Annotated in this window: 18 protein-coding genes; 10 read left to right on the plus strand and 8 right to left on the minus strand. The window is 68.8% G+C overall.

All coding sequences use genetic code 11. From position 1 onward, the window contains the following. Window positions 1–191: 191 nt before the first annotated feature. Both JS521_RS10615 and JS521_RS10620 read left to right on the plus strand, forming a co-directional pair. On the plus strand, window positions 192–1,517 hold the full coding sequence (locus tag JS521_RS10615; protein ID WP_205082471.1) for a cyanophycinase: 1,326 nt from the start codon (window positions 192–194) through the stop codon (window positions 1,515–1,517). A 100-nt stretch (window positions 1,518–1,617) separates the two neighbouring features. Continuing rightward, window positions 1,618–2,547, plus strand: coding sequence for a MurR/RpiR family transcriptional regulator (locus JS521_RS10620; RefSeq protein WP_205082472.1), 930 nt, complete (start codon window positions 1,618–1,620; stop codon window positions 2,545–2,547). 118 nt (window positions 2,548–2,665) lie between these two features. Here the strand turns inward: JS521_RS10620 and JS521_RS10625 are convergent, their stop codons facing one another. Then, window positions 2,666–3,022, minus strand: coding sequence for a hypothetical protein (locus JS521_RS10625; RefSeq protein ID WP_205082473.1), 357 nt, complete (start codon window positions 3,020–3,022; stop codon window positions 2,666–2,668). 179 nt (window positions 3,023–3,201) lie between these two features. On the opposite strand from JS521_RS10625, the gene JS521_RS10630 reads away from it, so the two are divergent. Then, a complete protein-coding gene (locus tag JS521_RS10630) occupies window positions 3,202–3,819 on the plus strand; it encodes a hypothetical protein (protein ID WP_205082474.1) in 618 nt (205 codons plus the stop codon). A gap of 371 nt (window positions 3,820–4,190) precedes the next feature. Here the strand turns inward: JS521_RS10630 and JS521_RS10635 are convergent, their stop codons facing one another. From JS521_RS10635 to JS521_RS10655, 5 genes are all read right to left on the minus strand, one after another. After that, window positions 4,191–5,237, minus strand: coding sequence for a LacI family DNA-binding transcriptional regulator (locus JS521_RS10635; RefSeq protein WP_205082475.1), 1,047 nt, complete (start codon window positions 5,235–5,237; stop codon window positions 4,191–4,193). Next, complete coding sequence (locus tag JS521_RS10640) at window positions 5,234–6,718, minus strand: rhamnulokinase (protein ID WP_205082476.1); 1,485 nt, start codon at window positions 6,716–6,718, stop codon at window positions 5,234–5,236. The genes JS521_RS10635 and JS521_RS10640 overlap by 4 nt, the downstream gene beginning before the upstream one ends. A gap of 135 nt (window positions 6,719–6,853) precedes the next feature. Beyond that, window positions 6,854–8,899 (minus strand): bifunctional aldolase/short-chain dehydrogenase, encoded by a 2,046-nt coding sequence (locus tag JS521_RS10645; RefSeq protein WP_205082477.1) that lies wholly within the window; start codon window positions 8,897–8,899, stop codon window positions 6,854–6,856. Window positions 8,900–8,954: 55 nt separating this feature from the next. Then, on the minus strand, window positions 8,955–10,115 hold the full coding sequence (rhaI, locus tag JS521_RS10650; protein WP_205082478.1) for an L-rhamnose isomerase: 1,161 nt from the start codon (window positions 10,113–10,115) through the stop codon (window positions 8,955–8,957). 135 nt (window positions 10,116–10,250) lie between these two features. After that, window positions 10,251–10,946 carry a TetR/AcrR family transcriptional regulator gene (locus tag JS521_RS10655; RefSeq protein WP_205082479.1) on the minus strand — a complete coding sequence of 232 codons (696 nt, stop codon included), beginning with the start codon at window positions 10,944–10,946 and terminating at the stop codon, window positions 10,251–10,253. Between the two features lie 262 nt (window positions 10,947–11,208). Between JS521_RS10655 and JS521_RS10660 the strand changes: the two genes are divergently transcribed. Both JS521_RS10660 and JS521_RS10665 read left to right on the plus strand, forming a co-directional pair. Further along, the gene (locus JS521_RS10660) at window positions 11,209–13,020 is read left to right on the plus strand and encodes a glycoside hydrolase family 3 protein (protein ID WP_205082480.1); all 1,812 of its coding nucleotides are present in this window, start codon (window positions 11,209–11,211) and stop codon (window positions 13,018–13,020) included. A 10-nt stretch (window positions 13,021–13,030) separates the two neighbouring features. Beyond that, on the plus strand, window positions 13,031–15,622 hold the full coding sequence (locus JS521_RS10665; protein ID WP_307847832.1) for a family 78 glycoside hydrolase catalytic domain: 2,592 nt from the start codon (window positions 13,031–13,033) through the stop codon (window positions 15,620–15,622). 45 nt (window positions 15,623–15,667) lie between these two features. Here the strand turns inward: JS521_RS10665 and JS521_RS10670 are convergent, their stop codons facing one another. Continuing rightward, window positions 15,668–16,711: a LacI family DNA-binding transcriptional regulator gene (locus tag JS521_RS10670; RefSeq protein WP_205082482.1), complete on the minus strand. Its 1,044-nt coding sequence runs from the start codon at window positions 16,709–16,711 to the stop codon at window positions 15,668–15,670. 247 nt (window positions 16,712–16,958) lie between these two features. Between JS521_RS10670 and JS521_RS10675 the strand changes: the two genes are divergently transcribed. The 5 genes from JS521_RS10675 to JS521_RS10695 all read left to right on the plus strand — a co-directional run bounded on the left by JS521_RS10675 (window position 16,959) and on the right by JS521_RS10695 (window position 24,176). Continuing rightward, a complete protein-coding gene (locus JS521_RS10675) occupies window positions 16,959–18,272 on the plus strand; it encodes an ABC transporter substrate-binding protein (protein WP_307847833.1) in 1,314 nt (437 codons plus the stop codon). Between the two features lie 123 nt (window positions 18,273–18,395). After that, complete coding sequence (locus JS521_RS10680) at window positions 18,396–19,280, plus strand: carbohydrate ABC transporter permease (protein ID WP_205082484.1); 885 nt, start codon at window positions 18,396–18,398, stop codon at window positions 19,278–19,280. A gap of 106 nt (window positions 19,281–19,386) precedes the next feature. Next, on the plus strand, window positions 19,387–20,178 hold the full coding sequence (locus JS521_RS10685; RefSeq protein ID WP_307847836.1) for a carbohydrate ABC transporter permease: 792 nt from the start codon (window positions 19,387–19,389) through the stop codon (window positions 20,176–20,178). 49 nt (window positions 20,179–20,227) lie between these two features. Continuing rightward, entirely contained in the window at window positions 20,228–22,813 is a 2,586-nt protein-coding gene (locus JS521_RS10690; RefSeq protein ID WP_205082486.1) for a family 78 glycoside hydrolase catalytic domain, read from the plus strand. Window positions 22,814–22,922: 109 nt separating this feature from the next. Then, on the plus strand, window positions 22,923–24,176 hold the full coding sequence (locus JS521_RS10695; RefSeq protein ID WP_205082487.1) for an ABC transporter substrate-binding protein: 1,254 nt from the start codon (window positions 22,923–22,925) through the stop codon (window positions 24,174–24,176). A 24-nt stretch (window positions 24,177–24,200) separates the two neighbouring features. Here the strand turns inward: JS521_RS10695 and JS521_RS10700 are convergent, their stop codons facing one another. Then, on the minus strand, window positions 24,201–24,623 hold the full coding sequence (locus tag JS521_RS10700; protein ID WP_205082488.1) for a MarR family winged helix-turn-helix transcriptional regulator: 423 nt from the start codon (window positions 24,621–24,623) through the stop codon (window positions 24,201–24,203). Between the last annotated feature and the right edge of the window lie 87 nt (window positions 24,624–24,710).

Consider the following 24,710-nt stretch of genomic DNA (forward strand, 5'->3'; position numbering starts at 1 on the left):
CCGCCCCGGGGGGGGCGGGGGGGCGCCCCCCCCGGGCCCCCCCGGGGGGGGGGGGGCCCCCCGTGTGCCGCCCGGGGGGCCCCGCCGCGGGGGGCGCGGCCGCCGCCGGCGATACGGACCAGGCCCCCTACCCGCCCACTCGGCCCCACACCCATCCCTTCCCCTCGTCACCGCGTCTTTCAGGAGGTTCCATGCGCACCCCGTTCCGCTCCCGACGTACCGTTCTGACCGGCGGCGCAGCCGCCCTCGTACTCACCCTGGCCATCAGCCCGACCGCCACCGCGGACACCAGCCGGCCCTCGCGGCAGGGTGGTTCCCTCGTGCTCGTCGGCGGCGGCCTGAAAGAGGACAACACCCAGGTCTACGGTGAGATCATCGAGCGGGCCGGCGGCGCCCGCGCCCGCATCGGCGTGATCACCGCCTCCTCGGTTCCCGCCAGCCAGGACCCGTACGCCGACGACCCCGACAAGTGCAGCAACTCCGCGTGCAACGGGGCGTACTACTCCGAGGTGTTCGAACGGCACGGCGCGGCTGACGCCCAGTGGATCCCCGTTGATCTCGACCACATCGCGAACGCCGACTCGGAGGCCGTCGTCCGGCAGGTCAACTCCATGAGCGGATTCTTCTTCGGCGGCGGGGACCAGTCCCGCTACCTCACCACTCTCCTGAACGGGGCCGCGCACAGGGACTCCAAGGTGCTGGCGGCCATCCGCGCCAAACTGGCGGCTGGAGCCGTCGTGTCAGGTTCCAGCGCCGGGGCGCAGATCACCGCGGGCGCCCACATGGTGACGGGCGGCGAGTCGTACGAAGGGCTGCGGGACGGCAGCAGCCCCGGCTATTTCGAGGACGCGACACGCCTCGGGTACGAGCCGGAGGGCGGTTTTGGCTTCCTCCGCTCCGGACTGATAGACACCCACACCGGGGCGTACGGCCGCGAGGGCCGGGCGATGCGGCTGGCCGTCGACACCGGGCACGACCGGGTGTACGCGCTGGAGGAGAACACCGCCCTCCTGGTGGAGCACCCCGGCGGACCGCGCGAGCGCGTGCGGGTGCTCGGACCGCGCGGCGTAGCCGTGTTCGACATGCGGCGGGCTCGCGTCCACGAAGGGCCGAAGACCGCCGGACGAGGCGTCGACGGGAAGCGCGCCACCTGGTCGCTGAGCGGTGTGCGCTACGACTATCTGACGGACGGCGACCGCTACGACCCCTGGCTCCGGCTCACGCTCCCGGCCTACGGGAAGCGCCCCCTCGCACCCCGCTCGACCACGCCCGTTCCCGCCAACACCGACGTCTTCCACTCCGCGGCCAACCCCGCAGGCGCCCCGTACTCCTTCCTGACCACCGCCCGCGCCCTGGCGGCCACCGCCGCCCAGCGCACGGCCGAGGCCACGAGCTACGAGGACGGGCCGCGCTTCACGGTCACCTTCGCGAAGTCTCCGGGGTTCACCGCGTGGAGCGGTGACGGCGCAACCCCGCAGACCCTGACCGGGCTGAGCATCCGCGTAACCGACCGGTAGTCATGAGCGCGCCCTTCCCGGCGGGACCGGTCGACAGCGGCGGCAGGTCACGCCAGTAGGCTCCCGGAGAACCCGCACATCTCAGAAGGGAGCCGGACAGATGGCCTCAACGACGCTCGCCGACGACATCCGGCAGAAGCTGGGCACGCTGAGCCCGGCCGAGCGCAAGGTCGCCCGCGTGATCCTGGCGGGCTACCCGGCGGCCGGGTTCGAGACGGTCGCGGTGCTCGCCGAGCGGGCCGCCGTCAGCGCGCCCACGGTGATCCGCTTCGTCAACCGACTCGGCTACCAGGGCTTCCCCGACTTCCAGGCCGTCCTGCGCGAAGAACTCGACGCGCGCAACGCCTCCCCGCTCTCCCTCTACGAGTCGGCCGGCTTCGGCCGGAGCGAAGCGGACGAGGGCAGGGACGGGGGCACGCCGGACGACGGCACGCGCCGAAGGACTCAGGAGGACACCGGCCCGGACTCGGCGCTCCTGCGGCGCGGCAGCCAGGTCTTCACCGGGGCCGTCACCGCCACCCTCGCCGAACTGCCACCGCACGACTTCGAACACGCGGTACGGCTCCTCTCGGACCGGAAGCGCCGCATCACCCTGGCCGGTGGCCGTTTCACCCACCTGCTCGCCCAGTACCTCGGCCTGCACCTGATGCAACTGCGGGACGACGTGCGGTTCCTGCCCGACCGTGACGTCGAACGCACCGCGGTCCTCGCCGCGCTCACCCGGCGCGACGTGCTGGTCGTCTTCGACTACCGCCGCTACGAGAGCGACAAGACCACCATGGCGGCACTCGTCCAGGAGCAGGGCGGCAAAGTGGTCCTGTTCACCGACACCTGGCTCTCCCCCGCCGCACCGCACGCCGAGGTCGTACTGCCCAGCCGGGTCACGGCGCCCTCCCCCTACGACAGCCTCGTGCCGACCCTCGCCGTGCTGGAGACCGTCGTGGCGGGCGTCATCAAGGCACTGGGCGACGAGGCCAGAAAGCGCATGCAGCACGGCGAGGACGTCGCACGGCGGACAGGGCTTTACTGAAGCGGCGCCGGTGAAAGGAATCCTCGCCATGCCGGGGTGCCGATCTCATCGGGACCGACGTCGCGATGGCGTCGGCGCCCTTCCTGACGTACGCGGGCCACCCCCTGAACGAACCCCGCTACATCGACGAGGCCGTTAGCCAGGCCGTCCTCGTGTAGACGAGTTTCAAGACCCCGACAACGGTCGGCTGCACCACCGTTGGCTCAGCCGACCACTCCAGAAGTACCTGGCGACCGTTCCGCTTGACCTCGTCGAGCTCATCCTCGACCGAAGTCTCCAATACGAACCATTTGAGCCCAGCGGCAACCCTGATCTGCACTTCGTCGGCATCAGCACGTCCCGCGGAAGTGCCGCCGAGGGCTTGGGCGATCCACTTCTCTCCGACCCGGACGGCACCCGCACCGCGCTTGTGTCTCCCCATCCGTACCGCATAGCGGCCGATCCGTCCCTTGCAGTCCGCTCCTGCGCCGCCCACATCCCCCAGCCGACCGTTCCCCGCGGCTGTACTGAGGGTGTTCGTTCCTTACGGCGCTGTCCGCTGCGGCACCCCCAAGGGTTGGAGGTCTGCAGAGCCTACGGAAGCAGGACTTCGGGCATGTGCTGGTAGGCGATCGGGCGTAGTCAGGGGGCGGCGGCTGTACCGCCCACGCTCGTGTGGAGCGGACTTGTCGTGGCCGGCCCGAAGCATTCCCGCAGGAGTTCAGGGCGGGTGCACAGGTCGTCGGCTGTGACGGTGAGCAGTTCACCTTCGCCAAGGGCGTGCCGACCCTGCGCACCCCCAGCCAAACCTTCTTCAACCCGTACCGGCACGGCACCCTCCTCTTCGACCTCCAGAGCGATCCCGAGCAGCGCACCCCTCTCCTCGACGACTCGGCCGAACTGCGGATGGCTCCCCTCCTGGTGGAACTGATGCGGGCCACGGACGCGCCGCCCAGCCAGTACGAACGGCTCGGGCTGCCGGCGGGAGGGCCGGTGGGCCAGGAGCATCTGCTGGCCCGTGCGCAGGCGGCCCAGGCGGGCGAATCGGCCGAACCACTGCCACGCGCCGACGACTACCCGGCCGGCCGCCTTACGCTCCGCACTCCCGTCAAGGCCCTGATATCCGACCCCGTCGCGGTGGAGGTGCTGCGCCGTCACCTGCCGGGACTCGTCGACTCCGAACTCCTCCAGGTCGTCGGAGCCACACCGCTCATCGACCTGGTCGCGCTCGCAGGCGGGGAGCTCTCCCCGGCAGGACTGCGGGAAGTCGCGGAGGAGCTGGCCGCGCTCTGAGCTCTGTCGAACGCGCAACACAGGGCTGGAGACGCGGCACAGGGTTCAGGAACCAAGCACCAGAGCGCAGGGACAGATGGTCAGCGGTTTGATGCACGATCGTGTGCATCCTCCCCAGGTGTGCGTCGCCGCGCAGGACCGCTCGCCCAGCCCTGCTCGTAGCTGGGCCTCTCTCACTTGGTGCGGCCGGATATCACTCCTACAGTGACGGCACGCAGCCTTACCCGAGGAACGACAGACCAACCTGCCGGTTTGCATTGTCGCGATTTGTATCCACCAAACTCCGTTAAGGCAACTGCCAAGATATCCGCCAAGCGCGGAGGAGCAGCGTTGCGCTGGAGCAGGTCAGTTCTACCTTGCGGACTGGCGGTTCAGCTGCGTGTTGACTTTCGCACGACGAGCTCGGGCCGCAAGACAATGTTCCGATGGGTATGGGCACCGCCAGCGCTGCCGCTGGCCTCGCCAAGGAGGAGGTCTACGGCCCGGGAGCCGAGTTCGTATGCCGGTTGGCGCACGGAGGTCAGTGGCACAGCCGCGGCCGCTGCGTACTCGATGTCGTCGTAGCCGACGATGGCCAGGTCACGCGGCACGCTGATGCCGGCCTCGTAGGCGGCCTGCAGCACACCCAGGGCCATCAGGTCGTTGGAGCAGAAGACTGCGGACGGCCTCCGGGCCAGGCCGAGCAGGCGCGCGAGTGCGTCCCTCCCAGCTGATACGTCAGCAGTGTCAGAGGGGATCTCCGTGACGTGGTCCGTTTGGCCCGCCTCGGCGAGTGCGCGGAGCAGGCCGGTTCCACGGTCGGCTACTTGACGCAGGTGAGCGGGTCCCCTGACATAGGCGATCGACCGGTGACCTGCGGCAGCGAGGTGCCGGCCGGCCATCTCGCCGCCCGTGACGTCGTCGACGGACACGGAGCAGGTGTCCGGGCCAGTGGCCCGGCAGTCCGCCAGGACATAGGGGATGCCTTGTCGGCGGAGGGCTCCGAGGGCCGGCGTCCTGGTGGCGGCGGGCGTGACCAGGACACCGCGTACACGGTGTTCCGCGAACAGGTCGAGGTAGTGCGACTCGTCCGTGCCACCCCGGCCGCTGCTGCAGACCATAACGCCCAGTCCGGCAGCCCGCGCTGCCGTCTCGGCGCCGCGGGCGATCTCCACGTAGAAGGGGTTTGCCAGGTCGAGGACCAGGAGGGCGAGCAGGCGGCTTCGGCCACCGCGGAGTTGGCGGGCGTGCTCGCTGCGGACGTAGCCCAGTTCCTTGATCACGGTCTGGACCCGCTCTCGGGTGCGTTCCGAGACGCGGCGGGGGGTGTTGAGCACGTTGGAGACGGTCCCCACGGACACGCCCGCGTGGTGCGCGACATACTTGATGCTGGGGCCCGGAGAGCGGGCGGCCTGAGAGGACTGGCCAGTGTCGTTCATGGTCTCAGCCGGGCTGCGGCGGTGTCCCAGTCCGTCTGCCGTCCCTGGGGCGTGTACTGGCGCAGGGCCTGTGTGTCGGCGATGAGTGCTCGCATGTGGCCCAGGTCGCTGACAACGCCGGTCGCGCGTGCTTGGACCAGGACGTTGCCGAGTGCTGTGGCCTCCGCGGGTCCTGCGGTGACGGGTAGCCCTGTGGCGTCTGCGGTCAGCTGGCAGAGCAGCGCGTTGCGGGAGCCACCGCCCACGAGGTGGATTCTGGTGATGGTGCGTCGCGCGAGCGTGGCGGCTCGGGCGAGTACCGCGCGGTGCGCCAGCGCAAGGCTCTCCAGGATGCACCGGACAACGGCGCCTTGGTTGGTGGGGACAGGTTGTCCGGTGCGTAGGCAGAAGTCCCTGATACGGCGTGGCATGTCGCCCGGAGCCAGGAAGGAAGGGTCGTCGGGGTCGATGACCGAGGCGAAGGGCTCGGCGTGCTCGGCTGCTGTGAGCAGACCGGGCAGGTGGGTGGGGAGGCCTTGCTCGTCCCAGGTGCGGCGGCACTCCTCGAGGAGCCACATGCCCATGATGTTCCGCAGGTAGCGGATGGTGCCGTCGATGCCCTGTTCGTTCGTGAAATTGGCCCGCCTGGATGTCTCGGTGAGGACAGGTGTGTCGAGTTCCAGTCCGGCAAGAGACCAGGTGCCACAGGAGATGTATGCGAATTGGTCGTCCCTGGCGGGCACGGCTGCGACGGCGGAGGCGGTGTCGTGGGAGGCGACGGTGGTCAGCGGGGTCCTCGCGGGCAGAGCGGTCACGGTGGCGATGTGTGGAAGGAGGGTGCCTGCGGGGTCGCAGGGCCGGCGCAGGGGTGGAAGGAGTGACGGGCGTATGCCGAGTTGCCTGAGCAGTGGGAGGGACCAAGTCGCCTTGCTCACGTCGAAGAGACCGGTCGTGGAGGCATTCGTCACCTCCGCGCCGACTGTTCCGGTGAGCCAGTTGGTGAGGAGGTCGGGAATGAGCAGCAGCTTCGCCGCGGCGGGGAAGGCTGCCGTCGTCCGGTGGGCGGCGATCTGGTGGATCGTGTTGAAGGGGAGGTGCTGCAGGCCGGTGATGCGGTAGAGCTCGCTCTCGTCGAAGGTCTTGGTCACGCGGCGGGCCGTGTGGTCGGTGCGGGCATCCCGATAGTGGAACGGTGAGCCGATGAGGGTGCCGTCGGCGTCGAGAAGGCCGTAGTCGACGGCCCAGGTGTCGATGCCGATGGACGCGATGTCGGCGGCCTTTCCCGCGATGCGCAGTCCGTCTAGGGTGCTCTGGAAGAGTGCGGTGATGTTCCAGTGCAGCCCGTCGGCCAAGCGCAGGGGTGTGTTGTCGAATCGCTGTACTTCGGTGAGGTCGAGGTGCCCTCTGCCCACGCGGCCCAGCATGACGCGGCCGCTGGTGGCTCCGAGGTCCACGGCGGCGTACGTGGAGGAGTGGGCGTGCGATCGGGTGGTCGTGGTCACGTGGGTCCTCGGTGTGCTTGTTCGGGGGCCGCCGACGGGGCGGAGCGCTGTGCGGGGATGAGTGGCTCCGTCCCGTCGGCGACGTGCCTGCGGCTCGGCCCGGTCAGGTAGCCGGGCGGCAGGCGCCTGGGGGTGTCAGCGCAGGAAGGCCGCGGCGACGCCCGCGTCGACGGGGATGTGCAGCCCGGTGGTGTGGGTGAGGTCGCCGCCGGTCAGCGCGAAGACGGCGTTGGCGACGTGCTCGGGGAGCACCTCGCGCTTGAGGATGGTGCGCTGGGCGTAGAACTCGCCGAGCTTGTCCTCCTCGATGCCGTAGGTCGCCGCGCGCTGTGCTCCCCAGCCGTCGGCGAAGATCCCGGAGCCGCGGACAACGCCATCGGGGTTGACCCCGTTGACGCGGATGCCGTGCTCGCCGAGTTCGGCGGCGAGCAGGCGCACCTGGTGGGCCTGATCCGCCTTCGTGGCGGAGTAGGCGATGTTGTTGGGACCGGCGAAGACGGCGTTCTTGGAGGCGATGTAGACAATGTCGCCGCCGAGCTTCTGTGCGGCCATCAACCGGGCGCCCTCTCGCGAGACGAGGAACGAGCCGCGGGCCATGATGTCGTGCTGGAGGTCCCAGTCCTTGGCGGTGGTCTCCAGCAGCGGCTTGGAGATGGAGATCCCGGCGTTGTTGACGATCAGGTCCACTCCGCCGAAGGCCAGCGCGGCCTGCCGGAACGCGGCGGCGATCTGGTCCTCGGACGTGACATCGACGGTGACGGCCACGGCCTTGTCGGGGCCGCCCAACTCGTCGGCGACCATGGCGGCGTTGTCACCGTTCAGATCGGCGACGATCACGCAGGCGCCCTCCGCGGCCAGTCGGCGGGCAATGGCCTTGCCTATGCCGGAGCCGGCACCCGTGACGAGCGCGACGCGGGTGGCGAGAGGCTTGGGCTTCGGCATCCGCTGGAGCTTGGCCTCCTCCAGCGTCCAGTACTCGATACGGAACTTCTCAGACTCCTCGATCGGCGCGTACGCGGAAACCGCTTCGGCGCCCCGCATCACGTTGATCGCGTTGAGGTAGAACTCCCCCGCCACCCGGGCGGTCTGCTTGTCCTTGCCGAAGGAGAACATGCCCACGCCCGGGATCAGGACGATCGCGGGGTCGGCGCCGCGCATCGGGGGTGAGTCCGGTGCGGCGTGCCGCTGGTAGTAGGCGGCGTACTCCTCGCGGTAGGCCGTGTGGAGTTCGTCCAGCCGGGCCAGCGTCTCCTCCAGCGGGGCGGCCGGGGGCAGGTCCAGGACCAGCGGGCGGATCTTGGTGCGCAGGAAGTGGTCGGGGCAGGAGGTACCGAGCGCGGCCAGGCGGGGGTGCTCGGTGCGGGCGACGAAGTCCAGAACGGCTTCGGAGTCATCGAAGTGTCCGACCTGCGCCCGGTCCCGGGAGGCGATCGCCCGGATGTGGGGGGCGAGGGCGGCGGCCCGCTCCCGCCGTTCGGTCTCGGGCAGTGCCGCGTACCCGTCGAGCACCGGCCCGAACGGCTCGGCCTCGCCCTTGTCGGCCAGGAAGGCCTCGGCGGTGCGGATGATGTGCAGCGAGTTGGCCTCGCACTCCTCGCTGGTGTCGCCCCAGGCGGTGATTCCGTGGCCGCCGAGGATACAGCCGATGGCCTGCGGGTTGGCCGCCTTCACGGCGGCGATGTCGAGGCCGAGCTGGAAGCCGGGACGCCGCCAGGGCACCCAGACCACACGGTCGCCGAAGCACTCGGCGGTCAGCTTCTCGCCATCGGCGGCGCAGGCCAGCGCGATGCCGGAATCCGGGTGGAGGTGGTCGACGTGAGCGGCGTCCACGAGTCCGTGCATCGCGGTGTCGATGGACGGTGCGGCGCCGCCCTTGCCGTGCAGGCAGTAGTCGAACGCGGCGACCATCTCGTCCTCGCGCTCCACCCCGGGGTAGACGTCGGCGAGGGCGCGCAACCGGTCGACTCGCAGGGCGGCGAGGCCGCTCTCCGTCAAGGTGCCGAGGTCGCCCCCCGAGCCTTTGACCCAGATCAGTTCGGTGTCGTGCCCGGTGACGGGATCGGTGGCGGTGCCTTTGGCGGAGGTGTTGCCGCCGGCGTAGTTGGTGTTGCGGGGGTCCGCGCCCAGGCGGCGTGATCGTTCGAGCAGTTCGGCTGCTTCGGGGTGGAGGGCGGGTGCCATGACGGGTCCTTCGGGGAGGTGGTGAGCGCTCGGGGTCTGCGGGTGATGGGGTGGTTCAGGCGCCCCAGCCGGCCTGGGCTCCGCCGACGCGTTCGGTGGCGATCCGGTCGGCCCAGCCGGAGCGTCGGTACGCGGAGATGGGGTCGGGGTCGAGGCCCCGTTCGCTGCGGACGTCGGCGAGCAGCGGCCGGACGTCGGTGTTGTAGGCGTCCATCAGAACGGCATTGGCCGCGAGGACGTCGCCGCTGGTCTGCGCGGCGGAAAGGCCTTCGCGGTCGATGAGGAGCGCCTTGGCCGTGGCTTCCTGCACGTTCATCACCGAGCGGATGATCGCGGGGATCTTGGCCTCGATGTTGTGGCACTGGTCGAGCATGAACGCGGTGTCGGGGGTGTAGCCGCCGCCGCGGACCACCTCGTACATGATCCGGAACAGCTGGAACGGGTCGGCGGCTCCGGCCATGAGGTCGTCGTCCGCGTAGAAGCGGGAGTTGAAGTCGAAGGCGCCCAGCTTGTTCTCGCGCAGCAGGCTGGCGACGATGAACTCAATGTTGGTGCCCGGTGCGTGGTGCCCGGTGTCGACGACGACCTTGGCCTTGTCTCCGAGCTTGAGGCAGTGCGCGTAGGCGGTGCCCCAGTCGGGTACGTCGGTGGTGTAGAAGGCGGGCTCGAAGAACTTGTACTCGAGCAGCAGGCGCTGGTCGTCACCGAGACGGGTGTAGACCTCGGAAAGGGCTTCGGCCAGACGGTCCTGGCGTGCGCGGATGTCGTCCTGTCCGGGGTAGTTGGTGCCGTCGGCGAACCACAGCTTGAGGTCCCGGGATCCGGTGGCGTCCATGACGTCGACGCATGCGAGCAGGTGATCGATGGCCTTGCGGCGCACTGCGGCGTCAGGGTGGCAGACGCTGCCCAGCCTGTAGTCGTCGTCCTGGAAGACGTTGCTGTTGATCGTGCCGAGCCGAAGGCCCTGGTCCTCCGCATGCTTGGCGAGGGCGGCGTAGTCGTCGACCTTGTCCCAGGGAATGTGCAGGGCCACCGTCGGGGCGACACCGGTGTGGGCGTGGACGCGGGCGGCGTCGTCCAGCTTCTCGAAGGCTGACCGGGGGACGCCGGGCTGTGCGAACACCTTGAAGCGGGTTCCGGAGTTCCCGTAGGCCCAGGAGGGGGTCTCGATGGCCTGGGTCGCCAGGGCGGCCTTGACGGACGTGAGGGAGGGCAACGAGAGCTCCTTCTCGAATGTAAAACGTTCTACGCGGACGTTATGGAGCGCCCTGCAGCGCTGTCAAGCCTCCGCGGTGAACCGATTGAAAGGTTTCAGCCCGAGCGGCCGTGCTCCATGTCGGCCGCCCTGGGGTCAGTCCGCCGGCCCGAGCCCTTGGCCGGAGACGGTGATCCGCCGACAGACGCGGTCGAGGTACTCCCGGTGGGCGGCAGGCAGGTCGAGCGATCCGCCGGACAGGGCCCACTGGATCTGAAGTCCGTCCGCGACGGCGAGCATCTCCCGGGCCACGGCCCTTCCGTCGGTGCCGGGGATCACGACTCCGGCGGTGATGCCGTGCAGGATCGCCGAGTCGATGACGGTGATGACGCGTTCGTAGCGCTGCTGGAAGTAGGCGTGCGCGGGGTGCTCCTCGCTCCCGGCCTCGGCCGCGAGGACGGCGTACATCTGCATCAGCCCGGGCTGCGAGACGTTCAGGCGCGACTGTGCCGCGACGAGGCCCAGCAGACGCACCACATCGGGGGCCTGCGGGTCGAGTTCGCCGTAGAACCGAGTGACGGCCTGGTCCTCCCGGGCCTCCAGGACAGCCATCAGGAGGTGGCGCTTGCTGGGGAAGTGGTGCAGGAGGCCGGTGTGCGAGATGCCGACATCCTCCGCGACCTTCTGCATGGAGGTGCTGAGGTAGCCCTTGCGCGCGAACTGGCGAACGGCGGCGTCGAGGATCTCTCCGCGTCGCTGGTCAGCGGCACGGTAGGTGCCCGTGCGGCGGCGCGCACGGGGGCGCGCCGGGGCCGGTTCGGCCTGGTGGGGTGCTTCCTCGGGGGCGGACATGGGTCGAGCATACGAAGGCACACGGCCTCCAGCTCCCGGCCCGCCGGGCCGGGGTGTGCCTCACACCACAGCACTAAAAACCTACAAGGCCATCTGTTTTTAGGTTACGGTCGGGCCGTCTGCGGGCCGTGCGGTCTGGCGAAGCCGTCGCTGCCACGGCGTTCTTCGCATTTCGCAGCCCCGCCGCCTCCCCGCCTCCGGCGCAGCCGCCCGCCCGGTTCCACGCGAGGACGGCATCGATCACTTCGCCAGGGAGACCGCCATGCCTCGACCATTGGCCCAGAAGCCCCTCGTCTACCAACAGGCACACCGTCCGGTGGCCGAGCGCGTCACGGACCTTCTCCACCGCATGACCGTGGAGGAGAAGGCCGGTCAGCTCTTCCACACGATGGTGATGACGGGTGAGAACGGCGGACTCGCCGACGACCCGCAAAGGGCCCCCGGTGGCGCCACCGCGCGGCAGATGGTTCTCGATCGCCACATGACGCATTTCAATCTGCTCGGGTCCGCCGGAGCGCGGGAGATGGCCGAGTGGCACAACCGTCTCCAGGAACTGGCCGCCGATACCCGCCTCGGTATCCCGGTGACGCTGTCCACCGATCCTCGGCACGCCTTCACGGACAACCCCGGGACCGGTATGCATGCAGGCCCCTTCTCCCAGTGGCCCGAGACTCTGGGCCTGGCCGCGGTGCGTGACGCCGGTCTCGTGCGCGACTTCGCGGACACCGTACGGCGCGAATATCTCTCCGTCGGACTGCGTGTCGCTCTGCACCCCCAGGTCGACCTCGCCACCGAGCCTCGCTGGTCCCGCATCTCCGGCACGTTCGGCGAGGACGCCGATCTCACCGCACGCCTGGCCGCCGCGTACATTGAGGGCCTGCGAGGCCCAGGAGACGAATTGGGGCCCGACAGCGTCGCGGCGATGGTGAAGCACTTTCCCGGCGGCGGCCCCCAGAAGGACGGCGAAGACCCGCACTTCCCCTACGGCCGCGAGCAGGTCTACCCCGGCGGCTTCTTCGAGCACCACCTGAAGCCCTTCGCCGCCTGCATCGCCGCCGGCGCAACGCAGGTCATGCCGTACTACGGCATGCCCGTGGGCACGGAGTACGAGGAAGTCGCCTTCGGCTTCAACCGGGGCATCCTGACCGGCCTGCTCCGCGAGCGCTTGGGCTTCACCGGCATCGTCGTCGCCGACTGGGGCGTACTCACCGACGGCAACGTCATGGGTGAGCCGCAGGCAGCGCGTGCCTGGGGCGTCGAGCACCTGACGCCCAAGCAGCGACTCTTGAAGGCGTTGAACGCCGGAGTCGACCAATTCGGCGGCGAGACCTGCTACGACATGGTCGTCGATCTCGTCCGGTCGGGCGAACTCGCCGAGTCCCGCCTGGACGCCTCGGTGAGCCTGCTGCTGGCCGAGAAGTTCCGCCTCGGGCTCTTCGACGAACGCCGCTACGTCGATCCGGACGTGGCGGAGGCGACCGTCGGCCGCGCCGACTTCCGGGCCGCCGGCGATCGGGCTCAGCGGCGCTCGCTGACCCTGCTGACCAACGGCAGGGCCGGCGCGACCGCCCCGTTGCCGCTCACCGGTCGGCCACGGCTGTACCTCGACGGCATGGACGCCGGCACCGCTGCCGAGTACGCCGACGTCGTGCCCGAGCCCGCCGCCGCCGACTTCGCCGTGCTGCGGCTGGACACCCCGTACGAACCCCGGCCGGGCGTGTTCGAGTCCTTCTTCCGCGCGGGCCGGCTCGACTTCACTCAGCCGAGACTCGACGAGATCCTCCGTCTGCTGGGCCGGGTGCCGACGGTCGTGGTGATCCGTCTGGAACGGCCCGCGATCATCCCCGAGATCTCCGAGCGCGCGCTCGCCCTGCTCGCGGACTACGGGGCGGACGACCGTGCCGTGCTGGACGTGCTCTTCGGGCGATTCGCTCCCGAGGGCCAACTGCCGTTCCAGTTGCCCCGGTCGATGGCAGAGGTCACGGCCGGTCACCCCGATCAGCCGCAGCAGAGCACCGCCCCCGTCCACGCCTTCGGCCACGGACTGCGCTATGCGGCCCCCTCTTCCCGATAAGGACCTGCACGTGCACGTCAGAGACATCCGATTCGAACATCACCGTGATCCCCTCGGCATCGGTGAGCCGTCACCGCGGCTCAGCTGGACCGTCGCGCCCGATCCCCCCGACGGCGCAGAGCAGCAGCGCGGCTACGAGATCGAGGTACGGGACGGGGCCGGCCGCATCGCGAGCCGCCGGGTCGAGAGCGCCGACAGCGTGCTCGTCCCCTGGGTAGGCACCCCTCTGGAATCACGGGAACGTCGCGAGGTGCGTGTACGTGTCCGGGGATCCGGGCCGCCGGGGCCGTGGAGCGACTACGCCCCGGTCGAAGCCGGCCTCCTGCAGGCAGTGGACTGGAGCGCTGCCGCCATCACCCCGCTCTGCGACGACGTCTCCGCTCCTGCGGATCCTCGTCCCGCCTACCTGCTGCGGCACGAGTTCGCGATCGCTCAACCCGTCATGGCGGCACGCCTGTACACATCGGCGCTCGGCGTCTTCGACATGGAGATCAATGGGCTCCCCGTCACCGACGACGTCCTCTCCCCCGGCTGGACCAGCTACCACGACCGGCTCCGCTATCGCACCTACGACGTCACGGACCTGCTGCGGCCCGGTGCCAACGCCTGGGGCGCTCACCTGGCCGACGGCTGGTACCGGGGCCGACTGGGTTTCAACGGCGGGATCCGTGACATCTACGGCGAACGCACCGCGGTGCTGGCCCAACTCGAGATCATCCTGGCGGACGGCTCTCGCCTCACGGTCGTCACCGACCCGACCTGGCGCTGTGCGGACGGGCCGGTACTCGCGAGCGGACTGCTGGAAGGCGAGACGTATGACGCCCGGCGGGAGCGGCCCGGATGGTCGGCCGCGGGGCACGACACCTCGGGCTGGTCGCCGGTCGCCGAAGTGCCTCTCGACCCGGGAGTCCTGGTGGCCGCGGACGGCCCGCCGGTACGGCGCACCCAGGTACTCGAACCGGCGTCCGTCGCGCGGAAACCGGATGGGCGTTACGTCGTCGACTTCGGGCAGAACCTGGTGGGTCGCCTGCGGATCACCGTCAGCGGTGAGAACGGAGCGACCGTCGTCCTGCGCCACGCGGAGGTACTGGAGGACGGAGAGCTGTGCACCAGGCCCCTGAGGAACGCGACCTCGACCGACCGCTATGTGGTGCGGGGCTCGGCGGTGGGCGAGACGTGGGAGCCACGGTTCACGACGCACGGTTTTCGGTACGCCGAGATCAGCGGCTGGCCCGGCACTCTGCGCCCCCAGGACGTCTCCGCCGTGGTCATCCACAGCGACATGCGGCGTACCGGCTACTTCGACTGTTCCGATGAGGGGCTCAACCGCCTGCACGAGAACGTCGTGTGGAGCATGCGCGGCAACTTCCTGGACATTCCGACGGACTGCCCGCAGCGTGACGAGCGGCTGGGCTGGACGGGTGACATCCAGGTCTTCGCGCCGACGGCCGCGTTCCTGTACGACTGCGCCGGCCTGCTGGCGTCCTGGCTGAAGGACCTCGCGGCAGACACGGACAGAGACCCCGGCGGGGTCACGCCGAACTGGTCGCCCCAGATCCCCGTGATCCTTCCCTTCGAGGTCCCGGAGGGCAATCACCCCATGGCCGGGTGGGGCGATGCGGCCGTCCTGGTGCCCTGGGCCCTCTATGAGCGCTACGGCGATCTCGGCCTGCTGGAGCGCCAGTACAGGGACATGCACCGGTGGGTCGACACGGTGGAGAAGGCGGCGGACCCGGATCGCGTCTGGCGGGACGACTTCCAGTTCGGTGACTGGCTGGACCCGGCAGCACCACCGGAGGAGGCGGCGCAGAGCCGCACGCCGAAGGCCCTGGTGTGCACGGCGTACTTCGCGCGCAGTGCGTCCGTCCTCGCCGAGGTCGCCGGCCTGCTCGGCCGCCCCGTCGACCAGGAGCGCTACGCGGCGCTTGCGCGGGAGGTCCGGGACGCGTTCGTCCGTACCTTCACGGACGGGCAGGGGCGGCTGGCGGCGGATACGCAGACCGCGTACGCGCTGGCCATCGGCTTCGGCCTGCTGGAGGGCGACGGCGAACGTGCCGCCGCGGGAGCGAGGCTGGCGGACCTGGTGGCGGAGGCGGGGTTCACGGTGGCGACGGGCTTCCTCGGCACTCCCCTCGTCTGCGACGCGCTGACCTCGACCGGTCACGAGGACGCGGCGTACCGGCTGTTGACGGAAAGGTCCTGCCCGTCGTGGCTGTACCAGGTGGACATGGGCGCCACCACGACGTGGGAGCGTTGGGACAGCATGCTGGCGGACGGCAGCGTCAATCCCGGTGAGATGACCTCCTTCAACCACTACGCGCTCGGCACGGTGGCCGACTGGCTGCACCGCACGGTCGCCGGCCTGGCCCCCGCGGCTCCCGGCTACCGCACGCTGCTGGTGCGGCCGCGCCCGGGCGGCGGACTGAGCCGCGCACGTGCCGCGCACGACACCCCGTACGGGCGCGCGGAGGTGTCGTGGCGGAGGACGGAGGGCCGCCTGACGGTCGAGGTGACGGTGCCGCCGGGCTGCGAGGCCGTGGTGGATCTGCCGGGGCTGGAGCCGGTCACGGTGGGGGCGGGCATGCGCACCTTCCACGCGTAGGGGTCCTGCTGCCCGCGGCGTCCATGGGCTGCCGCGGGCGGCAGGTCAGACGCGTGCGGGTTCCGCGGTGGTCCGGCGGACGACGAGGCGGGGTGTCATGGTGGACTGCATCGCACGGTCGCGGCGGCCTTCGACGCGTTCGATGAGCATGCGCGCTGCCGCTGACCCCATGGTGTGGCCGGCCTGGTCGACGCTGGCGAGCTGGACGGAGCTGAGGGCCGCGATCGCCGTGTTGTTGTAGCCGACGAGGGAGAGGTCGTCGGGGACTTTGAGTCCGAGGCTGTCGGTGGCGCGATACACCCCCAGTGCGGCCACGTCCGCTCCGGTCATGATCGCGGTCGGGCGCCGCTCGGCCGTGAGGAGCTGCATGCCCGCTTTGTAACCGCCGTCGTCGGAGTAACTGGCGTGCACGACCTGCGTTTCCGCCTTGAGCCCGTGGCGGGCCATCGCCTTGCGGTAGCCGTCGGTGAGAACGGCTTCGGGGGTGAGCTGCCACATGCTGCCCTTGGTGCCCGCTGCCGACACCAGGGCGATGCGCCGGTGCCCGAGGGCGACGAGGTGGTCCACGACCAGCGCTGCGCCGGCGCCGTCGGCGTCCACGACCGAGTCGTAGGCGTCGGACGGGTCGTGGTGCCCGATGACGACAGTGGGAAGGGTCCTGGCCGTGGCGAGCACTTCGCTGCGCGGTGAGCTGGGTGCGATGAGGATCATTCCGTCCATCTGCCGGTCGGCCATGGAGCGGATCGTGCGTGCCTGGTCGTCCGCGTCGAATCCCGCGGCGCCGATGAGGACGGTGTAGTCGCTCTGGTGCAGTTCGTCCCGGATGCCGTCGAGGATGTCCGCGAAGAAGGCGTTGCGGATGTTGTCGAGCAGGACACCGATCGTGTAGGTCCGGCCCCGCATGCCGCGGGCGGCGGCATGCGGACGGTACTCGAGTTCGGCCATGGATGCGCGCACCCTGTCGCGCATGGCATCGCTCACGCCGTAGGCGTTGCGGAGCACCTTGGAGACGGCAGCGGTGGACACACCCGCGTGACGTGCCACGTCCGTGATGGTCACCCGCTTCTTGCGTTCAGATGTCGGCTCCATGGCTGGCCGCTCCCCCTTGCATCCCGTCAGTGTGAACAACGGTCTACATCATGGCACGCAGGCACAGTGCCGGGTACAGCCCGTTTTCGGGAACGTTACGCCCTCATGTCTTGACGGCAGCAGTGCCGGAGTGCAGGGTGGTGCCACTTCGAGTGAAGAACGTTCTACACACTCGTCTTCTGCGGGTTCCCTTCTCGAACCCTGCCTCCCTTGCCTCCGGCCCTTTCCCGCACCTCAGGAGCCAGCTGTGACCACTCATCTGTCCCGTGCCAGAAACACGCGTCTCGCCGGCCTGACCGCCGCGACATCCGCGGTCGTGCTCGTCGCCTCCGCCTGCGGCGGCGGATCCGGAGCCGCCGAGGGGGCGAAGGAGTTCAGCTACCTCAGCGCCACGGAGAACACCACCGTGCGCAACGCCCTGACCACGCTCTCGAAGAACGCGTGCAAGAAGGAGAACGAAGCGCAGTCGCTGAAGGTCGAGACCGTCCCGCAGGCCAGTCTCGACCAGAAGCTCCAGTTGCTCGCCGGCCAGGACGCGCTGCCGGTCCAGTTCGCCGCGGGTAACGCGCCGGCCCTGACCAACGAGCTGAACTCGTCGGGCAAGCTCGCTGACCTGGAGAAGGAGCTCAAGGCGCTCGGAGCCTACGAAGAACTCGAACCGGCGGCGATCTCCACGATCAAGGCGCTGTACAACGACAAGCTCGCGGTCCTGCCCTACGAGTACAACATCGAGGGGATCTTCTACAACAAGAAGATCTTCTCGGACAACGGCATCACCACTCCGGCGACGTGGGACGCGCTCAAGGCCGCGGCGCAGAAGCTCGACAAGGCAGGCGTGCAGCCGTTCGCCGCCTCCGGGCAGCAGGGCTGGCCCATCACCCGCCTGGTCAGCGGGTACCTGTACCGCACTCTGGGTCCCGAGGCGATGAAGGCCGTCGCCGACGGCAAGGCGAACCTCACCGACCCCGAGTACGTGAAGGCCGCGCAGGAGATCGCCGACCTCGGCAAGAAGGGCTACTTCGGCAAGAGTGTCGGTTCCATCGACTACGACACGGCCATGAACACCTTCCTGAACGGCAAGGCCGGCATGTTCTACATGGGCAGCTGGGCCCTGGCGAGCATCTCCAACCCCGAGCAGAACAAGATCGGCGCCGAGAACGTCGGCTTCATGCCCTTCCCGGCGGTCTCCGGCGGCAAGGGGTCCATCGACCAGTACCCGTCGAACATCGGCCTCGGCGTGACGCTGGGCGCGAAGTCCTTCGACGACAAGACGGGCGCCTGGGTCACCTGCATCGCCAAGAACTACGGCAGCACGGTGCTCGAAGACCAGGGAGCGATCTCCGGATTCAAGGTCAACACCGAGGTCAAGGACTCCAACGAGGTGACGACCCAGGTCCGCAGGACCATCGGCGAGTCCAAGCAGAACGTGCTCTGGTTCGAGGCCCTGTTCAGCACCAAGGCCACGACCATCAGCAACACGAGCGCCCCCGGACTGGTCACCGGCTCCATGAGCGCGCAGGAGTTCATGAAGACGGTTCAGGACGCCCTGGCGTCCAACTGACCCTCCAGGTGCCCCTGGCCCGAGGGACGCACCTGCCGCCGGCCTCCCGCACCCGGCATGCGTGACAGACGGCGGGCCCGGGACCGTGCCGGGCCCGCCCCATCTACGAACTGGACTCCACTCATGCACCGTGTACTCGGTGACCGCAGGGCGATTCTGATCCTGATAGGTCCCGCGCTGCTCGTCTATTCACTGATCATGCTGGTTCCCATGGTGTGGTCACTGGGGTACGCCTTCACCAAAGGCAACGCCATCAACGGCTTCACCGGCAACGGCGTGGCGAACTTCGAACGACTGCTCACCGACGAAGCAGTCCACGAAGCCCTGTGGTTCACCCTGAAGTACGCCGTGGCCGTGACGGCCGGGCAGGTCGTAGCCGGCTACCTGCTCGCGCTGCTCTACGTCTTCTTCCTCAAGAAGGCCTCCGCGCTCATCCGCACGCTGGTCTTCTTCCCTGTGATCCTGCCGACCGTAGCCGTCGGCCTCCTCTTCAAGCAGATGTTCCAGGTGGCACCGCAGAACGGCCCGGTCAACGCACTCCTGGAGGCGGTCGGCCTCGGCAGTGTCGACTGGTTCAGCGACGGCGGCAACGCCTTCTGGGTGCTCATCCTGATGGACGTCTGGCGTTCCATGGGCTTCTACGCCGTCCTGCTGTTCGCCGGTCTGGTGGACATCCCCGACGAGGTACTGGAGTCCGCGCGGCTCGACGGCGCGTCCGGCCTGCAGACCATCCGGCACATCGTCCTGCCGCTGTCCCTGCCCGTGCTGATGTCATCGCTGATCTTCAGCATCAACGGAACCCTGAAGGTCTTCGACTCCGTGGTGGCCCTGACCAACGGCGGGCCCGGCAACGACACCACGCCACTCACCCTGTACATGTTCCAGACGTCGTTCACCTACAGCGACTACGGCTACGGAAGCGCGATCGCGCTGCTGCTGACGGTGCTCAGTCTCGTCGTGAGCCTCGTCGTCTTCCGCCTGTCCCGGCGCGACCTCACGAAGGGCTGAACCCATGTCCGTCGGCACGCCCGAGAAGCTCTCGCCCCGCGCTCTTCCCCTCAGGACCAAGCCACCCACCCGCAGGCGACTGAGGGGGCTGTGGATCAAGCCGATTGTGGCAGTCCTCCTGGTCGTCGAGCTGTATCCGCTCCTGTGGATGTTTCTGACCTCGCTCAAGTCCAACGACGACTACCTCAACAACCCCTCCTGGAGCCTGCCCACGACCTGGGAGTGGGGCAACTACACCGAGGCCTGGACCACCGGCAACATCGGCCTCTACGTACAGAACAGCCTTCTGGCCGTGCTTCCGTCCCTGGCCCTCATCCTACTCATGGGCACCGCGGCCGGGTTCGCCCTCCAGATCATGGTCTGGAAGGGGCGCAGCGTCACCTTGCTCCTCTTCCTCGCGGGCATCATGGTTCCCGCGCAGATGATTCTGCTTCCCCTGTTCACGGTGTACTTCCAGGTCGGGCTCTCCGGCACCCTGTGGCCGCTGATTCTCACCTACACGGGCAGCGGTCTGCCGCTCACCGTGTTCATGATGGCCACCTACTACAAGACCATCCCCCGCGAGATGTTCGAGGCAGCGACGCTCGACGGCGCCGGCATCCTGCGCTCGTTCTGGTCCATCAGCGTCCCCATGGTCCGCAACGCCGTTCTGACCGTGGGCCTGGTCCAGTTCTTCTTCATCTGGAACGACCTGCTGATCGCCCTCACCTTCACCAACAACCAGGACCTGAGGACCATCCAGGTCGGACTGCTCAACTTCAGCGGCGAGTTCGGCGCCACGCAGTACGGGCCGCTGTTCGCCGCCATCTGCATCAACGTCTTCGGCACGCTCCTGATCTATCTCTTCCTCAATCAGAAGGTCATGAAGGGCCTGGCCGGAGGAGCAGTGAAGGGATGACCCCGCTGCACTCGCAGCTGTCCTCCCCGCGCACGTGAAAGGCCCACCCATGCTGCACTCCCCCGGCCCCGTGAGATTCGAGCACCTGCTTGAAGGCCTCGGCACCGGTCACGCTCGACCTCGCCTGTCCTGGACTCTTCCCGCCGGATCCACGACCCAGACCGCCTACGAACTCGAACTGAACCGTGACGGCGGGTCCCGCCGCACCGGACGCGTCCCCGGCTCCGACCACCTCCTGGTCCCCTGGCCCGAACAACCGCTGCGATCGCGTGAGCGCGTCGTCCTGCGCGTCCGCACATGGGACGCGGACGGGAACACGTCGGAGTGGAGCGAGCCGGCCGCGGTCGAGGCAGGTCTGCTCCAGCCGTCCGACTGGCAGGCCCAGCCCGTCGGCGCGGGCTGGGAGGAAGACCCCCTCGCCGAGCGACGCCCGGCACGCGTACGTAGACAGTTCACCTTGTCCCGGCCGGTTCATCGGGCCCGTCTCTACGTCAGCGCGCACGGCCTGTACGAAGTGGAGATCAACGGTGGACGCGTCGGAGACGACGCCCTGTCCCCGGGGTGGACGGTGTACCCCGAGCGGCTGCGCTACCGGACCTACGACGTCACCTCCCACCTGTCGGACGGTGAGAACGTCATCGGCGCCTGGCTCGGCGACGGCTGGTACCGGGGCCGATTCGGATTCGACGGCGGTACACGCAACATCTACGGCACGGATCAGTCCCTGATCGCACAACTGGAGATCGCGCATGACGACGGCTCCGTGACTCTGCTCGCCACCGACGCGTCGTGGAGCGCCGCGCCCGGCCCGATCGTCACCAGCGGGCTCTACGAGGGAGAGCACTTCGACGAGCGCCTGGAGGTGCCGGGGTGGTCGTCCCCCGACGCCCCGGACACTGTCGCGTGGACTCCCGTCACCGTCCACGGCCGGGATCCGCAGACCCTCGTCGCGCCGACGGGCCCCCCTGTCCGCTGCACGGAAGAGCTCTCACCGACCGGCGTCAAACGGACCTCCGACGGCCGTCACATCCTGGACTTCGGCCAGAACCTGGTAGGTCGGCTACGCATCACCGTCGACGGTCCGGCCGGAGCGGAAATCCGGCTTCGGCACGCCGAAGTGCTGCAGGACGGCGAACTGGCGACCGGCCCCCTGCGAGAGGCCTACGCCACCGACACCTACGTCCTGGCCGGCGACGGCCCTCGCACCTGGCAGCCGCGCTTCACCCTCCACGGATTTCGCTACGCGGAGATCAGCGGCTGGCCGGGAGAACTGCGCGGCGAAGACGTCACAGCGCTCGTACACCACACGGCCATGAACCGCACCGGCTGGTTCGCCTGCAGTGACGAACGCATCAGCCGTCTCCACGAGAACGTCGTCTGGAGCATGCGCGGCAACTTCGTCGACATCCCGACGGACTGCCCCCAGCGCGACGAGCGTCTCGGCTGGACAGGCGACATCCAGGTCTTCGCCCCGACAGCCAGCTTCCTCTACGACTGCTCCGGCATGCTCGACTCGTGGCTGACCGACGTGGGCGTCGAGCAGCTCCCCGACGGCACCGTGCCCTGGTACGTGCCGGTGATCCCCGGCGGCCCCATGTGGACGCCGATCCGGCCTGGAGCCGCCTGGGGCGACGTGGCGGCCCTGACTCCGTGGGTCCTCTACCAGCGTTTCGGTGACGAGGAACTGCTGAGACGGCACTATGCGATGGGTACGGCCTGGGTGAACCTCGTGGAGCGGTTGGCCGGCCCGGACCGGCTGTGGGACACCGGGTTCCAGCTCGGCGATTGGCTCGACCCCGCGGCGCCCCCTGACGATCCGGGTGCGGGCCGCACCGATCCCGGTCTGGTCGCCACGGCCTACTTCGCCTGGTCCGCCCGGCACATGTCATGGTCGGCGGAGGTTCTCGGTGAAACGGACGACGCCGCACGGTACGCCCGGCTCGCCGACGAGGTGACCACGGCATTCCAGCAGCGCTACGTCCTTCCTTCGGGCCGGATGACGAGCGACGCACCCACCGCGTACTGCCTGGCGATCTCCTTCGGCCTGCTCGACGGCGAGGACGCGCGCAGACGCGCGGGCGATCGGCTCGAGGAACTGATCCTGGCCGACGACGCCCGTATCGCGACAGGGTTCGTGGGCACGCCGTTGATCTGCGACGCCCTGACCGACACGGGCCACCTGGAAACCGCCTACCGGCTGCTCACGCAGACCCGGTGCCCGTCCTGGCTCTACGCGGTGGCACAGGGAGCCACCACCACCTGGGAGCGGTGGGACAGTCTGCGTCCGGACGGCTCCCTCAATCCCGGCGGGATGACCTCGTTCAATCACTACGCCCTGGGAGCGGTTGCCGACTGGCTCCACCGTGTCGTCGCCGGGATCGCTCCCGCAGCTCCCGGATACCGGGAGATCTCCTTCCGTCCCCGGCCCGGAGGGGACCTCACCTGGGCGCACGCCGAGCACACGACCCCCTATGGCCTGGCGGCTCTGCGCTGGGAGCTCGACGGCGCGGACCTGCACGTCAGTGTCCGGGTTCCGGAGGGGTGCCGCGGAGTGATCCACCTGCCGGATGGTCAGGCTGTTCCGGTGGGGCCCGGCGAGCATGCCATCCGCGGGACGAACGGCCCGGGGGCCTGATGTGTCCGGGCGGCTGCAGCCCTCTCACCTCTCTCCGACAGCCGTCACACAGAAGCGCAGCGCCGTACGTACCCGCCCCTCTTCCACACCAGTTCACCAGGAGCGCGATGTGTCCACCCGTCTCATACTCCGGAGCGCTGCCGCCGCGCTCCTGGTTGCGCCTGTCGCGGCATGCGGCGCGTCCGACAGCGGTTCGGCGCTGGAGATCATAGCGAATGTGACCGATCGCGCCTCGATGGAGAGCGTCGTTGAAGCCTTCAGGAATGAGCATCCTGACGTGGAGGTGAAGGTTGCCTATGAAGAGACGGACACCTTGCAGAAGAGTCTGGGAAGCCGACTCGCTTCGGGGGAAGGTCCCGACGTCTTCACCGTCTGGCCAGGCAGTGGCAATCCTGCTTCCGTCCAGGCACTCGTACGTCAGAAGCATTTGCGAGATCTCAGCACCAGGAGATTCTCGGTTCTGATTCCTGAGGGTGCCGAACCGGTGACCAAGATCGATCTGCACACCTATGTCGTCCCGGTCAACTACAGCGGGATCGGGGTCATCTACAGTTCAGGGTCCCTGAAGCGTCTCGGTGCGGTCGAACCACGGACATGGGATGAGCTGCTGACTCTGTGCGAAAAGGCCCGAGAGAACGGTTCGCCTCTCCTTGCCCTGGGAAACAAGACGCCCTGGGTGACACAACTGGTCAGCTACGCACTGGCAGCCACGACGGTCTACGGGAAAACGCCCGACTTCGACGAGAAGCTGCGCTTCTCGGAGACATCGTTCTCCTCGTCGGGCTGGAAGGTCGCCCTGGAGAAGTACCAGGAGATGAACAGCCGCGGCTGCTTCAACGGACGCCCACTGGCCACCACGTACGAACAGACCCTGCGCATGGTCGCGAAGGGGGACGCCGTCGGTGTGGTTCAGGTGGCGAGCAGCCTCTCCGAGATCCAGGATGCTTCTCCGGGGGAAGAGTTCGACTTTTTCGCCCTGCCCGCCGACAACGATCCGGAGAACACGCGGATGCCAGGCGCCGTATCCGCTGCTTACGGAGTCAATGCCAAGAGCGACCGGATGACAAACGCCCTGAAGTTCGTGGACTTCCTCGGGTCGGCAACCGGTCAGAACCTGTACAACCAGGGTGGTGCCACGCTGCCTGCGATTCCGAACGACGAGTTCAAGGCCAATCCGGCCCTCGCCGAGTTGGCCGAGCGTCAGCGAAACGGGACCACTGTCCCGTTCATGGATCAGCTCTGGCCCCACCCCGGCGTACAGCAGGAGCATTTCGAGCAGATCAGGAACCTGTTCAATGGACAGGCCACCCCGGAGTCCGCTCTCGCAGCCATGGACCAGGCGTATCGCACCAGGCCGGAGTGATCTCGGCCCACCACTGTTCAGAGCTTATGCGCCGGCCAGCCGGCGGAGGATGCGCAGTGCCGCTTCCCGGTCGCCGGCCGGGAGCACCTGCAGAAGTTCGCTGTTGACGCTCTGCGCGCGTGGGATGAGGGTCTCGATCAGCCGGATCCCCTCCGCCGTCAGCCGCAGGACCGTACGGCGGCGGTCCTCCGGGTCGCGGTTCTGACTGACGTAGGCATGGTCGGTGAGACGGCGGAGGATGATGTTCACCGTGGACCGGTCGAGCGAGGTGGCCGCGGCCAAGGTGCGTTGGTCGATTCCCGGGCTCGCGGCCAGCGCGTTGAGGACGGCGAACTGCTGCGAGGTCACCTCACGGGAGACCTGGGCGGACCAGAGGGCGGTGTGCTTCTGCTCGGCGCGGCGGATGAGATGACCGACGTAGGCCTCCAGATCGAGTGCCTGGGTCATGGGTTCTCTTCTTCCGCCGTGGTGGTGCCGCCCCGCCGGGCACGCCGTGTACGGCGAGTTTACGAGCGGGGCGGCAGCTTGCGTACG

The sequence above is a fragment of the Streptomyces durocortorensis genome (assembly GCF_016901035.1).
Classification (GTDB): domain Bacteria; phylum Actinomycetota; class Actinomycetes; order Streptomycetales; family Streptomycetaceae; genus Streptomyces; species Streptomyces durocortorensis.